Consider the following 13,815-nt stretch of genomic DNA (forward strand, 5'->3'; position numbering starts at 1 on the left):
TCGACCCGCGAAGCGGCCGCCACGTCAGGGAGTGCCCCATGAACATCGCGCTGTGGATCGTCACCGGGCTGCTCGCCACCGCCTATCTCGGCAGCGGCGTCGGGAAACTGTTCGTCCGCAAGGAGCGGATCGCCGTCTTCGGGCCGAGCGCGCGGTGGACCGAGGACTTCAGCGCGGCGGCGGTCAAGGGCATCGGCGCCCTCGAAGTCCTCGGCGCGATCGGCCTGGTCCTGCCGGCGCTGCTCGACATCGCGCCGATCCTGGTGCCGTTGGCGGCCACCGGTCTCGCGATCGTGATGGTCGGTGCCGCCACCGTCCGCTTCCGCCGTGGCGAGTTCACGCTGATGGCGGTCGACCTGGTCTACCTCGTACTGCTGGTCTTCGTGGCGTGGGCCCGTTTCGGGCCCTACGCGTTCTAGAAACGCCCGGGGCCCGGCGGCTTCGGCCCGCCGGGTTCCCCGGCGAACGGCGGGGCGGGCCGGCGCGGTGCACGCCGCAGGACGGGGAGGCCGCGCCTGCGACGCGACCACGTCCAGAGCGCGGCGAGGGGCAGGCCGACGACGACCAGGAACGGCAGCAGGAAACCCAGCACGGTCGCGCTCACCCCGAGGAACAGCAGCAGCCCGTCCCAGCCCGAGGCCACGCCGGAACCGAAGCCCGGAGGCCCGGCCGGGGCGGTCTCGTTCACCGGCGACTCCAGTCGCAGCGTGAGCGTGCCGAAGGTGACCGCGTCGGTCAGGTCGCGCTGTTTCGCCTGAAGTTCGGCGAGTTCGGCCTCGCGTGTGGTCAGTTCGGCCTCCAGGGCGACCACTTCGGACAGCGAGGCGGCGTTCTCCATGAGCTCGCGGACCCGCTCGACGCTCGCGCGCTTGGTCGCGATGCGGGTGTCCAGGTCGGCCGAGGTCTCGGTGACGTCGGTCGTGGACAGCTCGCGCGCCTGCTCGGTGCCCAGCGCGGCAAGGGACTCGACGGTGGCGGTGTAGACCTCGGCGGGGATGCGCAGGGTCAGCGTCGCCGTGGCCGTGTCGCCGCTTCCTTCGCGTTCGTCGCCCGCGACGAAGCCATCGACGGCGTCGACGGCCGCGATCGCCTGCCGGGCCGCCCCGGGCACGTCGGGGGCGGTCAGCGACAGCTCGCCGGTGTAGACGACGAGGCGGTCGGCGCCTTCACGGGCGGCCGGAGCCTCGGTGGCGGCGGGCGCGGGATCACCGCCGGTGGCCGTCCCGGAGTCGGAGTCCTCCCGCCCGGCGGAGCAGCCGGTCAGGACGGGGACGGCCAGGGCGATGGGCAGGAGCAGTGCGGCGAGACGACGCATGGGACACCTCCGGGCAGTGGGCTCGGATGTGACCTTCCTCGCAGCGGATCTCGATCGGGACGCGCTGGGGCCACGGCCGATCGCGGAACGGCGTCGGTTGTGGCGCCCCTACTCGAACTCGTGCTGCATCAGCTGCCGCGCCGCCTCGGCCAGGGAGCCCGACAGCGACGGGTAGATCGTGATCGTCTGCGCCAGCTCGCTCACCGTCAGGTGGTTCTCGACGGCCATCGCGATCGGCAGGATCAGCTCGCTGGCACGCGGTGCCACGACAACGCCGCCCACGACGAGCCCGGAGGCCGGGCGGCAGAAGAGCTTGACGAAGCCGTCGGTGTCGCCGTTCATCTTCGCGCGGGCGTTGCCTTCGAGGGGCAGCATCACCGCGCGCGCGGGGACCCGGCCGGAGTCCACATCGGCCTGGGTGGCGCCGACGGTGGCCAGCTCGGGGTCGGTGAAGACGTTCGCCGCGACCTTCTTCAGCCGCAAGGGCTGCACGGCCTCGCCGAGCGCGTGCCACATCGCGATGCGGCCCTGCATGGCCGCGACCGACGCCAGCATCAGCACGCCCGTCACGTCGCCGGCCGCGTAGACGCCCGGCACGTTCGTGCGCGACACGCGGTCGACGGTGATGAACCCGCCCGGGCCGCGGTCGACGCCGGCCTCGGCGAGCCCGAGGTCGGCGGTGTTCGGGACCGACCCGACCGTCATCAGGGCGTGCGAGCCCTCCAGGACGCGCCCGTCGGTCAACTCGACCCGGACGCCGTCGCCGTCGCGCTTCACGCTCGCCGCACGCGCCTTCGGCAGGATCTCCATGCCGCGCTCGCGGAACACGTTCTCGATCGCCATGGCCGCGTCGGCGTCCTCGTGCGGCATGACCCGCTCGCGGCTCGACAGGAGCGTCACCTCGACGCCCATCGCCTGATAGGCCCCGGCGAACTCCGCGCCCGTCACACCCGAACCGACGACGATCAGTTTCGTCGGCAACTCGTCGAGGTCGTAGACCTGCCGCCAGGTGAGGATCCGCTCGCCGTCGGGCTGCGCGTCGCGCAGGACCCGGGGCGTGGCGCCTGTGGCCAAGAGCACGACGTCGGCCTCGATGTCGTGCGGATCACCCTCGGCGGGCGCCACACGCACCTTGTGCTGGTGCCCGTCGGCGGCTCCGGCGAGCGCGGCGCGCCCGGCGATGAAGGACACGCCCGCCTTGACGAGCTTGGCGTGGATGTCCTCCGACTGCGCCACCGCGAGCTGTTTGACCCGCGAATGCACCGAGGACGCGTCGACGGTGATGTCGCCGGTCGACACGCCGAGACGCGCCGAATGGCGTGCCGCGGTGACCACGCCGGACGACGCGATGAAGGTCTTGCTGGGAATACAGTCCGACAGGACGCACTCGCCGCCGGCGCCAGCCTCCTCGATCACGGTCACGTCCGCGCCGAGCTGGGCGGCGACGAGGGCCGCCTCGTACCCGGCAGGACCTCCGCCGATGATCGCTATCCGGGTCACTTCAGTACCTTCCCGCCGGTGTTGTACGCGTACAAATGCTTCCACGGCATTGTCTCTCAAGCTATCGTCGTACAGTGCCGCTGTATGCCGCGTACGGATCAAACCTCGACCCCGGACGGATGAGGGCCACGTGCCCGCATTCGCCGCTGGTCGGCACTGGATGGCTTGAGGGCTGGCGCCTGACCTTCGCCGGTTCCGAACTGGGCTGGGAGGGCTCGCTGGCGACGGTCGTCGAATCGCCGGGAGATCGGGTCTTCTGCGCCCTCTATGACGTCGACACCGTCGACGCCGCCACCCTCGACGAACTCGAAGGCGCGACCGGCGGCGTCTACCGCAGACTGCACGCCCAGGTCGCGACGCTCAACGGCGACGCCAACACGTGGATGTACGTGTTCGACGGGTACGAGGGCGGGCTCCCGTCGAGCTGGTACCTCGCCGAACTCGCCGCCGCCGCCGAGAAGGCCGGTGCCCCCGAGGACTACGTGGACGCGCTGAGGAAGCGGCCGACGGGCTGAGATCGCGGGCGCCGGGAGCGCGCCGTCCGGCCGTCGCGCCCCGCCGCCACAGGCGGTAGTGTGGCGACATCGGACAGCTCCCGCTGGGGGCCGCGCGCCTCGTGCGCGTGCCGATCTTTGGCGTGGTGGAGCCAGGGAATCGCGTTCTGCAATCCCGATTGGCGACCATGGGCACCCCTGGACACGCATCTTTCCCTCCGCCGCCGACCATGGGCGTCGAAGAGGAGTACTTCATCGTCGACCCGCGCACCCGCGCGGCCGTCCCGCACGCCGAGGCGGTCGTCGCGAACGTCGCCGACTGGGACGGCGGCTCGGTCGGCACCGAGTTCACCCGTCAGCAGATCGAGGCGCGCACGGCGCCGTTCACGTCCCTCGGCGAGCTCGCCGGGCAGATCCGGCGCATGCGGCGGGTGGCGGTCGCCGCGGCCCGCGCGGAGGGCCTGCGGGTCGCCGCGACGGGCACGCCGATCCTCGGCGACGTGATCCCGCCGCCGATCGCCGACGTCCCGCGCTACCGCGAGACCACGGAGATGTTCCGTGCCCTGCAGGACGGCCAGAACATCTGCGCCTGCCACGTCCACGTGCACGTCCCGGATCGCGCCACGGCGATCCTGGCGGGCAACCATGTGCGGCCCTGGCTGCCGGTCCTGCTGTCGATGACCGGGAACTCGCCGTACCTGGCCGGGCGCGACACGGGTTACGCGAGCTGGCGGACCCTGTCGTGGAGCGGCTGGCCGGTGGCCGGGCCCCCGCCGTTCTTCGGTTCGCTGGGGCATTTCGAGGACGTCGTTGGCACCCTGCTGGAGGCGGGCGCGCTGAAGGACCGGCGCTCGATCTTCTGGGACGTGCGGCCTTCGGCCCACCTGCCGACGCTGGAGATCCGGGTCGCCGACGTCGCGTCGGCCTACAAGGAGACGGTGCTGTTCGCCGCGCTGGTCCGCGCGCTCGTCGTGCTGGGAGTGCAGGCGGTCGGCGAGGGCGACAAGGGGCCGCGGGTGCCCGCCGAGCTGCTGCGGGCCGCGCAGTGGCGGGCCGCCCGCGACGGCATCGAGGGCCAGGGCCTCGACGTCCGCAGTGGACGACTGCGTCCGGCCGTCATGCTGGTCGACGCGCTGCTCGCGCACGTCCGCCCGCTGCTGGAGGCGTGGGGCGAGTACGACACGGTCGAGCGGCTGTGGGGGATGCTGCGGGCCGACGGGAGCGGCGCGGCCCGACAGCGCGCCGACTACGCCCGGCGCGGGCGGCTCACCGATGTCGTCGACGGTCTCATCGAACGCTCCGACCCCGATCCGCGGCCGGGGGAACGGGAGCACAGCGGCGGCGAGATGGTCGCCCTGACGATCGACAACTGACTTGCAAAGCAGACTTGCAAGTCTGCTTTGCAAGTCCTAGTCTGTTGGTGTGCCAGAGAAGCCGCCACCGCAGGAGATCACCGACCCCGAGGCCCTCCGCCTCATGGCGCACCCCCTGCGGCACCGCATCGAGCACGAACTGCGCAAAGGCCCGGTCAACTCCGCCAAACTCGCCGCCGCCCTCGGCCTGAGCACCGGACTGGCCAGCTACCACCTGCGCCGCCTCGCCCGCTACGGCTTCGTCGAAGAGGCACCCGAACTCGCCAAAGGCCGCGAACGCTGGTTCCGCGCCGTCCCCGGCGACCGCCGCGTCCCACCGCACAGCAGGCAGAGCGGCCCGATCCGCGCCGTCGTCGACGAACTCGCCCGCCGCGAGTTCGCCGACGAGCTGGAGGGCTTCGACCGCTTCCAGCGCGGCCGCGACGACCTCGACGGCTGGTCGGACTCACTGGCCTACTCCCGCTCGACGGTCCGCATGACGCCCGCCGAGCTCGCCGAGTTCCAGGAGGAGTACATCCGCCTCCTCTACCGCTACAAACGCGCCCCCGCCGACACCCCGGAGGGGGCGCTCGACGTGCACACGCGTTTCATCGCGTTCCCGATCATCGAGGAGGACGACACCGGCCACTGAGCACGCGGAACCGGGCCGTCGAGCGGCAACTCGACGACCCGGCGAGGAAGCACACGCACGCCCATCAGGGCGCTCCTGCACGCGCACGTTCCCGAAAGGACCCTATCCGTGCCGCACCCTGCCCGGAAAACGACATGGCCGCTGCTCGCGGCCCTCGCCGCCGCGCTGCTGGCCTTCCCGGCCCGTGCCGACGCCGCCGCGACCGACCTCGACTTCACCGGCTCCGGAGGCGTGACCCTCCACGCCACCGTCGTCTCGCCCGACACCCCCGGCCCTCACCCGGCGATGGTCATGCTGCCCGGCGCCGGACCGGTCACCCGCGCCGAACTCGCCGAGGAGGCGGCGGCCTTCGCCCGGCTCGGCGTCGTGGTCCTCACCTACGGCAAACGGCCCGACTACGACCTCTTCCACCGCGACTACACCGTCCTGGCCGACGACGCCCTCGCCGCCCACGCGCTCCTGCGCGCACAGCCCGGCGTCGACCCCGCGCGCACCGGAGTGTGGGGACTGTCGGAAGGCGCCTGGGCCGCGCCGATCGCGGCGGCGACGTCGTCCGACGTGGCCTTCGTGGTCGTCGCCGGCGCCGTCGGCGTCACCCCCGCCAGGCAGACCGCCTGGGCCTACCGCCAGTACCTGCGCCACCAGGGCGTGCGCGGATCCCTCGCGGACATGCTCCCCGAGACCGCGCTGCCCTTCGGCGCGGCCAGCGGCCTGTTCGGCGAAGTCGGCCACGATCCCCTCCCCACCTGGCGGCGGGTCCGGCAGCCCGTCCTGGCCGTCTGGGGCGAACTCGACCGCGAAGCCGTGCCCGCCGAGAGCGCCCCGGCCATCGCCGGAGCGCTCGCCGAGGGCGGCGGCACCTCCTGCACGATCGCGTTCCTGCCGGGCGTGCGGCACAACCTCGGCGCGACCTTCGACGACGGCTTCGACCGCCCGGACGCACTGCCCGCCGCCTACGGCGAGCTGGAGGCGGCCTGGATCCACGGCCTCGCCGACGGTCCGCCGCCGAGTTCGGCGGCGCCGTTCACCGGGGCGACCGAGCCGAGCCGGGCCGTCGAGGAGCCGGGTGGACTGAACACGCCGTGGGTGCAGATGGCCGCGTACCTGCTGATGCTGCTGGTGTACCTGGCCTACCCGGTGACCGCGCTGGTCCAGCGGGCGCGCGGCCGTCGCGGGAAACCCGCGGTGGCGGCCCGCACGACGCGGCTCGCGGTCGGGCTGGGTACGGCGACGCTGGCCGGTTTCCTCGGTTACCTGGGTTTCCTGGTCGTCACGGCCGCCAACCTCGCCGGACCGGTCGTCCTCGGGCAGCCCGTGCCGTGGTGGATCCTCCAGGGTCTGGCACTGGCGACGGTCATCGCGACGGGTGCCGCGGCCGTCCTCGGCCTACGCGGGCGGGAAACCCTGCGCGGGACGCATCGGGTGCGGCTGTGGACGGTCGTTGCGGCGGGAGCGGTGTTCGTGCCGTGGACCGCGCACTGGGGGCTGTTGCTGCCCTGACGGGCGGCCCCGCCGAAATCATCCGCGATCTCCCCTAACCCACGCGAAACAACGCACAAGCTGTCCGTCGCGGTGTACACGTCTACCCGCACACTCAAGAGGTATCCCCGGATGCGTGCCGAGCATCGACCTCCACGCATCCGGGTGAATCATCTCCGGCCCACGAAATCCGCGACTATCCCGCCGCCGGATGCCAGACCGTCTTGATCTCGGTCCACGCGCGCAGGCGCTTGATGCCCGGCTCGGCCGTCCAGTCGTTCTCCGCCCGGCGCAGGACCCGCTTGAGGTTTCCCGCGGCCGCGACTTCGAGGGAGCGGGCCAGCTCGTCGTCGTCGACACCGGTCAGGTCCACACCGTTGACGTCGGCGTGCGAGGCCAGGTGCGGCGCGAGCTCGGCGACGTGTCCGGTGAGGAGGTTGACCACACCGCCCGGCAGGTCGGAGGTGGCGAGCACCTCCCCCAGCGTCACGGCGGGCAGCGGACGCTCCGAGGCGGCCACGACGACGGTCGTGTTACCCGTCGCGATCGCGGGCGCGATGACGCTGACCAGGCCCAGCAGCGAGGAGTCCTGCGGCGCCAGGACCCCGACGACGCCGGTCGGTTCCGGGCTGGACAGGTTGAAGTACGGGCCCGCGACGGGGTTCCCCCCACCGAGGACCTGCGGGATCTTGTCGGCCCAGCCCGCGTACCAGACCCAGCGGTCCACCGCGGCGTCCACGGCCGCCTCGGCGGCCTTGCGGGTCCCGCCCTCGGCGGTGCGGACCTCGTCGGCGAACTGCGCGCGGCGGCCTTCGAGCATCTCGGCGACCCGGTACAGGATCTGCCCGCGCAGGTAGGCCGTCGCACCCGCCCAGCCCGGCTGGGCCTTACGGGCGGCGACCACGGCGTCGCGGACGTCCTTGCGGGACGCGCGGGAGGCGTTGGCGAGGACGGCACCGTCGGACCCGGTCACCTGGTAGGACCTCCCGGACTCGCTGCGCGGGAACTTCCCGCCCACGTAGAGCTTGTAGGTCTTGCGCACGGCCAGGCGCTTGGCTTCGTCAGACATCGAGGTACGCCTCCAGACCGTGCCGGCCGCCCTCGCGGCCGTACCCGGATTCCTTGTAGCCGCCGAAGGGCGAGGTCGGGTCGAACTTGTTGAAGGTGTTGGCCCAGACCACGCCCGCGCGCAGCCGGTCGGCCATCCACAGGATCCGTGAACCCTTCTCCGTCCACACCCCGGCCGACAGCCCGTAGGGCGTGTTGTTGGCCTTGGCGACGGCCTCCTCGGGCGTGCGGAAGGTCAGCACCGACAGCACCGGCCCGAAGATCTCCTCACGCGCGATGCGATGCGACTGGGAGACCCCGGTGAAGATCGTCGGCGCGAACCAGAAGCCACGCTCCGGCAGCTCGCAGGGCGCGGTGTAGCGCTCGCCGCCCTCGGCCTCGCCGATCTCCGACAGGGCACGGATGCGCTCCAGCTGCTCGGCGGAGTTGATGGCGCCGACGTCGGTGTTCTTGTCGAGCGGGTCGCCGACCCGCAGGGTGCCCATGCGGCGGCGCAGCCGCGCGAGGAAGTCCTCGGCGACCGACTCCTGCAGCAGCAGCCGCGAACCGGCGCAGCACACGTGTCCCTGGTTGAAGAAGATCCCGTTGACGACGCCTTCGACGGCCTGGTCGATCGCGGCGTCGTCGAAGACGATGTTGGCGGCCTTCCCGCCCAGTTCCAGGGTGAGCTTCTTGCGGGTCCCCGCGACCGACTCGGCGATGCGGCGCCCGACCTCGGTCGAACCGGTGAAGGCGACCTTGTTGACGTCGGGGTGGTTGACCAGGGCCGCGCCGGTCTCACCGGCGCCGGTCAGGATGTTGACCACGCCCGGGGGCAGGTCCGCCTGCCGGCAGATCTCGGCGAACAGCAGCGCCGTCAGCGGCGTCGTCTCGGCCGGCTTGAGCACCACGGTGTTCCCGCAGGCCAGCGCAGGCGCGATCTTCCAGGCCAGCATCAGCAGCGGGAAGTTCCACGGGATGACCTGACCGGCCACGCCCAGCGGCCGCGGGTTCGGGCCGAGCCCGGCGTAGCCGAGCTTGTCGGCCCACCCCGCGTAGTAGAAGAAGTGCGCGGCGACGAGGGGGATGTCGACGTCGCGCGACTCGCGGATCGGCTTGCCGTTGTCGAGGGACTCCAGGACGGCGAGCTCACGGCCGCGCTCCTGGATGATGCGGGCGATGCGGTACAGGTACTTCGCGCGCTCGCGGCCCGGCATCGGGCCCCACACCTTGTCGTAGGCGGCGCGGGCGGCGGCGACGGCGGCGTCCACGTCGGCGTCGGTGGCGCAGGCGACCTCGGCGAGGGTCTCCTCGGTGGCGGGGTTGATCGTCTTGAAGGCCTCGCCCTTGCCGTCGGTCCACTCGCCGTTGACGAACAGGCCGTAGGAGGGCTTGATGTCGACGATGTCGCGCGACTCGGGCGCGGGGGCGTACTCGAAGATCGACATGGCTAGTCCACCGTGACGTAGTCAGGACCGGAGTAGTGGCCGGTCGTCAGCTTCTGACGCTGCATGAGCAGGTCGTTGAGGAGACTGGAGGCGCCGAAGCGGAACCAGTCCGGGTCCAGCCAGTCCTCGCCCGCGGTCTCGTTGACGACGACGAGGTACTTCATCGCGTCCTTGGTGGTGCGGATCCCGCCGGCGGGCTTCACGCCGACCTGGCGGCCGGTGGCCTCACGGAAGTCGCGGACGGCCTCCAGCATCAGCATCGTCACCGGCAGGGTCGCCGCCGGGGAGATCTTGCCGGTGGAGGTCTTGATGAAGTCGGCGCCGGCGTGCATCGCCAGCCACGAGGCACGGCGGACGTTGTCGTAGGTCGCGAGCTCCCCGGTCTCCAGGATGACCTTGAGGTGCGCCTTGCCGCACGCCTCCTTGACCGCGACGATCTCGTCGTACACGCGCTGCACGTCGCCCGACAGGAACGCGCCCCGGTTGATCACCATGTCGATCTCGTCGGCACCGGCCGCGACGGCCGCGCGCGTGTCGTCGAGCCTGATGTCGAGAGGGGCCTGCCCCGACGGGAAGGCCGTGGCGACGCTGGCGAGGTGCACCTTGGAGCCCTTGAGGGCCTCGGCGGCCACCGGGACCATCGACGGGTACACGCAGATCGCGGCCACGCTCGGGCACGACGCGTCGGACGGCTCGGGACGACGGGCCTTGGCGCACAGGGTGCGGACCTTGCCGGGGGTGTCGGCGCCTTCCAGGGTGGTCAGGTCGACCATCCGGATGGCCAGGTCGATCGCCCACGCTTTCGCGGTGGTCTTGATCGACCGGGTGGCGAGGGTAGCGGCGCGCTGGTCGGCGCCGACCCGGTCCACGCCGGGCAGTCCCGACAGAAGGGTGGACAGCTCGGTCATGCAGGTGAGTGTACGGGCCGGGCGTGCGGGCTACCGGAGAGTAGCCGCTAGGGTCTGGGGCTGTGGACGTACACGTTGTCGATCATCCCCTCGCCGCCCTGCGGCTCACCACGATGCGCGCGGCCGAGACGGACTCGGGCACCTTCCGGGCCTCGCTGCACGAGCTGACCACGCTGCTGGTCTACGAGGCCATGCGAGGCATCGCGGCCGAGAAGTACCCGATCAGCACGCCGGTCGCCGAGACGACGGGGACGCGACTGGCGAACCCGCCGCTGCTGGTGCCGGTGCTGCGCGCCGGGCTGGGCATGGCCGACGCCGCCCACGCGATCCTGCCCGAGGCATCGATGGGCTTCGTCGGGCTCGCCCGCGACGAGAAGACCCACGAGCCGCGCGCCTACATGGAGTCGCTGCCGGATGACCTGACCGGCCGGCACGTCGTCGTACTCGACCCGATGCTCGCGACCGGCGGGTCGCTCGTGGCGTGCTGCGAGATGATCGCCAGCCGCGGCTGCACCGACATCGACGTGATCTGCGTGCTCGCCGCACCCGAAGGCGTGGAGCGGTTGCGCGCGTCGGGACTGGTGCCGCGGATGACGACGGCGTCGATCGACGAGGGACTGAACGAGGAGGCGTTCATCGTGCCCGGACTCGGGGATGCCGGGGACCGGCAGTTCGGCGCGTACCGGAGGTTCTGACGACGGGCGGCGGGCGCGGGTCTACCCCGCCCGCAACACCCTCACCAGCTCCTCGACCATCCCCCGGTCCTTGTACCCGCGCACGTGGTCGAGGTAGTCGCGCGACTCCACGATCTCCCCGTCACGGATCCGCATCACGAACACGCACGGCATCCGGAACTCCCCGCCGGTGTCGAGGTTGCGGCCCTCGTAGGCGAACTCCGCGACGATGACCTCCGGGTCGGTCGTCTCGTGCACGACGAGGCCGGCGACCCGCCGTTCCAGCTTCGGGTACACGACTCCCGGCCGCCCGGCGAAGTGCGCTCGCAGCTCCTCGCGGCTCGTCAGCGGCGGTGAGCCCGCCGGGTCGAAGGGGTGGCTGACGTGGGTGTCCTCGGCGTAGAGCTCGGCCAGGTCCGGGTCGCCGTCGCAGACCCCGTTGACCAACTTCAGGAATACCTCGCGTGGGGTGGTCATGCGCGGAGCATAGTCAGGCCTGGGTGTCCCCGCCCCCGCCCTTCGCCTGCGCCAGCAGAGCCGCCAGGCCGACGAACAGGGCGATCGCGGCGACGGCACCGGCGGTCTTGCTGATCGGCTCCGGCGAGAAGATCGCCACGAGCGCGGCCGCCACGAAGTACAGGATCGCCGCGACGAGGATGAACGCCAGCACCGGCGTCAGGCCCGGCCAGGCCTCTTTCGCCTGGTCCTTCTCCTTCTCGTCGGCCTCGCTCTCCTTCTTCTTGCCGACCGGCAACGGCGGCGGCTTCTTCTCCTCGCACTCGCACTGCTGCTCGATCCGCTCCCGGCGCGGCTCGCAGCGGTACCCGTAGATGCCGCCGACGGGCGGGTTGACCTTCAAGGTCTGGTCGGGGCAGTTCGGCCCGCCCTCGGGGTTGGGGTACTTCGCGTCGGGGATCAGATCGGTCAGCGGGATCAGCCGCAGGCCGGGCTGGATCCCCTCGATCCCCGCCAGGTACTTCGCGATCGACTTGACCCCGGACTCGTAGCCCGCCTCATGACCGGGCTTGATCTCGCCGATGGCGAGCGACCCGTCGGGCTGCCAGCGGGCGAGGTCGACGCGCCAGTCGCGGCGGGTGGGGTCGCGCTGCGGGATCGGGTACTCGACGAACCCCCCGGTCGTGATGTAGGCGGCCTGGATGATGCGGTGGGCGGTGCTCCCGGCGCGCATCGCCCCGCCCTTGCAGACGCCGCAACTGCCCGCCGGCCCGACGTTGAGCGGGTCGGGCGCCCCTTTCGCCGCCGCGCCGCCCATGTTCGCGGTGACGGCCCGCGGGTTCGCCGCGAGGCGCTCGCCTTCGCGTTTGAACATCGCGGCGAGTTCGTAGAGGCCGACGGGGATCGGCTCGTAGGCGGCGATGCGCCGCATCAGGTCGGCGATCGCCGACAGCGCCCGCTTCACCAGCTCGGCCGCCTTGCGCAGCGCCGCCATCGCCGCCTGCGCCGCCCGGCCGATCACGGCGAGCCCGGCGCGGACGGCGGCGCCGACACCGTCGAGGACCTTCCGGCCGAGGGCGGCGAGGTCCGACGCGGCCTTCTTCACCGCCTCGACGGCGGCGCGGACTTTCGCGGCGATGGCGGCCTTGGCGCGCGCGGCGGCCGCGCGGATCTTCTCCGCGACCGCCGCGGCGCCCGCCCGTACGGCGTCGGCGAAGGCCCCGACCAGCCCGGACACCCTCGACTTGGCGGCGTCGTAGAGGCCCTTGGCGGCCTGCCGAGCGCGGTCGAAGAGTCCGCCGACGGCCTGCTTGAGCGTGCTCAACGCGCCCGCCGCGCGGTCGAGCAGCGACGTCCCCTGCTGGGCCTTCGCCGCCGACTCCGCCGAGGCGTACTCGCGTTTGGCACCCCGGTCGGCCTCGCCCACGATCCCGCTCACGTTGGCGTCGAGCGCCGAGAGTTTCGCCTTCGTCGACGTGGTGTGCTCGGCGTGCATCGCGGTCGCGGTCGTCGTCCACGTGGCGCGCTCCCCCGCCACGTCCTGCTGGACGCCGGTACCGAGGGCCTGCTGCCTGGTCGTGGTGTCGGCGGTGGCCTTCGCGAGCCGCGCGTCACCGTCGCCGACGGCCTTGTCGATCCGGTCGCGGCCCGCCGACTCCCCGGCCCGCAGACCGGACGCGGCCTCCCCGGTACGTTCGGTGAGCCACCCGCCGAGGCTCGACTCGGCCTGCGCCATCGTCGGGGAGTCGCCGGCCGGAGGCACGATCGCGGGCGCGGTCAGCGTGGCCGACGGCACGCTCAACGGCGCCGGGCTGACGCGCACGGCCGGCGCGGCCTCCCCCACGGCGTTCTCGCCGTGATCGGCGGCGGCCTCCCTGCCCGACTCGCCGGCGACGGCGCCGAGCTCGCCGAGCGCGGACTCCCCGGCGCGGTGGGCGAGGCCGGGGTCGGCCTCGCCGGACAGTTCCAGGACCGGCGGCGGCCCGGACAGCGCCGTCGCGGGCGGGCTGACCGGCGCGGGCGTGCGCGGTGCTCCGAGCTTGGGATCGGCGACGGGTTTGGGCGCCGCCGGGGTTTTCGCGGCGGGCAGCCCGGGCCGCTGGTCGACGGTGGGGAGCCGCTCGGCGGCCTCGGGCGCGTCGGATGCCCGCAGCTCGGCGAGGGAACCGCTCAGTTCGGGGAGCCCGGCGCCGAAGGAGCCGGGTGCGGCGGCGAAACCGGAGACGAGTCCGGCTCCGTCGGCGAGCCGCTGGACCTTGGGTTCCCCGTCGGTGTCGCAGGGGCACTGCTCGTGCGGGATGGGCCCGCAACGCTGGACGGCGACGAGTCCGGCGACGGCCCTGTTCCCGGCCTTGGCCTGTAGCGCGAGTAAGGCGTGCGGCGGGCGCGGCGGCGTCTTACGGCCGTCGCGGGCGGGCCGCGACGCCGTGGCCGTGCCGGCGTGTTCGCGCATGGGACTCTCCGGGGTGGAGACGTGCGTCCGTCACGATC

General features: G+C 72.5%; 13 protein-coding genes. 6 read left to right on the forward strand and 7 right to left on the reverse strand.

The window, feature by feature from the left end; genetic code table 11:
• Positions 1-38: 38 nt before the first annotated feature.
• Positions 39-419, forward strand: coding sequence for a DoxX family protein (locus HNR73_RS22140; RefSeq protein ID WP_184789482.1), 381 nt, complete (start codon positions 39-41; stop codon positions 417-419).
• Here HNR73_RS22140 and HNR73_RS22145 read toward each other — a convergent pair.
• On the reverse strand, positions 416-1,315 hold the full coding sequence (locus HNR73_RS22145) for a DUF4349 domain-containing protein (RefSeq protein ID WP_184789483.1): 900 nt from the start codon (positions 1,313-1,315) through the stop codon (positions 416-418). The genes HNR73_RS22140 and HNR73_RS22145 overlap by 4 nt on opposite strands.
• A 108-nt stretch (positions 1,316-1,423) precedes the next feature.
• Positions 1,424-2,815 carry an NAD(P)H-quinone dehydrogenase gene (locus HNR73_RS22150; RefSeq protein ID WP_184789484.1) on the reverse strand — a complete coding sequence of 464 codons (1,392 nt, stop codon included), beginning with the start codon at positions 2,813-2,815 and terminating at the stop codon, positions 1,424-1,426.
• 35 nt (positions 2,816-2,850) lie between these two features.
• Between HNR73_RS22150 and HNR73_RS22155 the strand changes: the two genes are divergently transcribed.
• From HNR73_RS22155 to HNR73_RS22170, 4 genes are all read left to right on the forward strand, one after another.
• A complete protein-coding gene (locus HNR73_RS22155) occupies positions 2,851-3,330 on the forward strand; it encodes a gamma-glutamylcyclotransferase family protein (RefSeq protein WP_221331061.1) in 480 nt (159 codons plus the stop codon).
• A gap of 209 nt (positions 3,331-3,539) precedes the next feature.
• The gene (locus HNR73_RS22160) at positions 3,540-4,682 is read left to right on the forward strand and encodes a carboxylate-amine ligase (RefSeq protein ID WP_239122062.1); all 1,143 of its coding nucleotides are present in this window, start codon (positions 3,540-3,542) and stop codon (positions 4,680-4,682) included.
• Positions 4,683-4,731: 49 nt separating this feature from the next.
• Positions 4,732-5,313 carry a winged helix-turn-helix domain-containing protein gene (locus tag HNR73_RS22165; RefSeq protein WP_184789487.1) on the forward strand — a complete coding sequence of 194 codons (582 nt, stop codon included), beginning with the start codon at positions 4,732-4,734 and terminating at the stop codon, positions 5,311-5,313.
• A 108-nt stretch (positions 5,314-5,421) separates the two neighbouring features.
• Positions 5,422-6,813: an alpha/beta hydrolase family protein gene (locus HNR73_RS22170; protein WP_184789488.1), complete on the forward strand. Its 1,392-nt coding sequence runs from the start codon at positions 5,422-5,424 to the stop codon at positions 6,811-6,813.
• A 175-nt stretch (positions 6,814-6,988) separates the two neighbouring features.
• Here the strand turns inward: HNR73_RS22170 and HNR73_RS22175 are convergent, their stop codons facing one another.
• Genes HNR73_RS22175 through deoC form a run of 3 tightly spaced genes read right to left on the reverse strand, consistent with a single transcriptional unit; the run spans position 6,989 to position 10,195 of the window.
• Positions 6,989-7,861 carry an aldehyde dehydrogenase family protein gene (locus HNR73_RS22175; RefSeq protein ID WP_184789489.1) on the reverse strand — a complete coding sequence of 291 codons (873 nt, stop codon included), beginning with the start codon at positions 7,859-7,861 and terminating at the stop codon, positions 6,989-6,991.
• Positions 7,854-9,281, reverse strand: a complete 1,428-nt coding sequence (locus HNR73_RS22180) for an aldehyde dehydrogenase family protein (protein ID WP_184789543.1) — start codon at positions 9,279-9,281, stop codon at positions 7,854-7,856. The genes HNR73_RS22175 and HNR73_RS22180 overlap by 8 nt, the downstream gene beginning before the upstream one ends.
• Positions 9,282-9,289: 8 nt before the next feature.
• Positions 9,290-10,195 (reverse strand): deoxyribose-phosphate aldolase, encoded by a 906-nt coding sequence (gene deoC / locus HNR73_RS22185; RefSeq protein WP_184789490.1) that lies wholly within the window; start codon positions 10,193-10,195, stop codon positions 9,290-9,292.
• A 62-nt stretch (positions 10,196-10,257) separates the two neighbouring features.
• Between deoC and upp the strand changes: the two genes are divergently transcribed.
• Positions 10,258-10,890, forward strand: a complete 633-nt coding sequence (gene upp / locus HNR73_RS22190; protein WP_184789491.1) for a uracil phosphoribosyltransferase — start codon at positions 10,258-10,260, stop codon at positions 10,888-10,890.
• 21 nt (positions 10,891-10,911) lie between these two features.
• Here the strand turns inward: upp and HNR73_RS22195 are convergent, their stop codons facing one another.
• Together HNR73_RS22195 and HNR73_RS22200 are read right to left on the reverse strand one after the other, a co-directional pair.
• Positions 10,912-11,346, reverse strand: a complete 435-nt coding sequence (locus tag HNR73_RS22195; protein ID WP_184789492.1) for a nuclear transport factor 2 family protein — start codon at positions 11,344-11,346, stop codon at positions 10,912-10,914.
• Between the two features lie 13 nt (positions 11,347-11,359).
• Positions 11,360-13,777 carry a hypothetical protein gene (locus HNR73_RS22200; RefSeq protein ID WP_184789493.1) on the reverse strand — a complete coding sequence of 806 codons (2,418 nt, stop codon included), beginning with the start codon at positions 13,775-13,777 and terminating at the stop codon, positions 11,360-11,362.
• Positions 13,778-13,815 lie beyond the last annotated feature (38 nt).

Source organism: Phytomonospora endophytica (genome assembly GCF_014202425.1).
In the GTDB taxonomy this organism is placed as follows: Bacteria; Actinomycetota; Actinomycetes; order Mycobacteriales; family Micromonosporaceae; genus Phytomonospora; species Phytomonospora endophytica.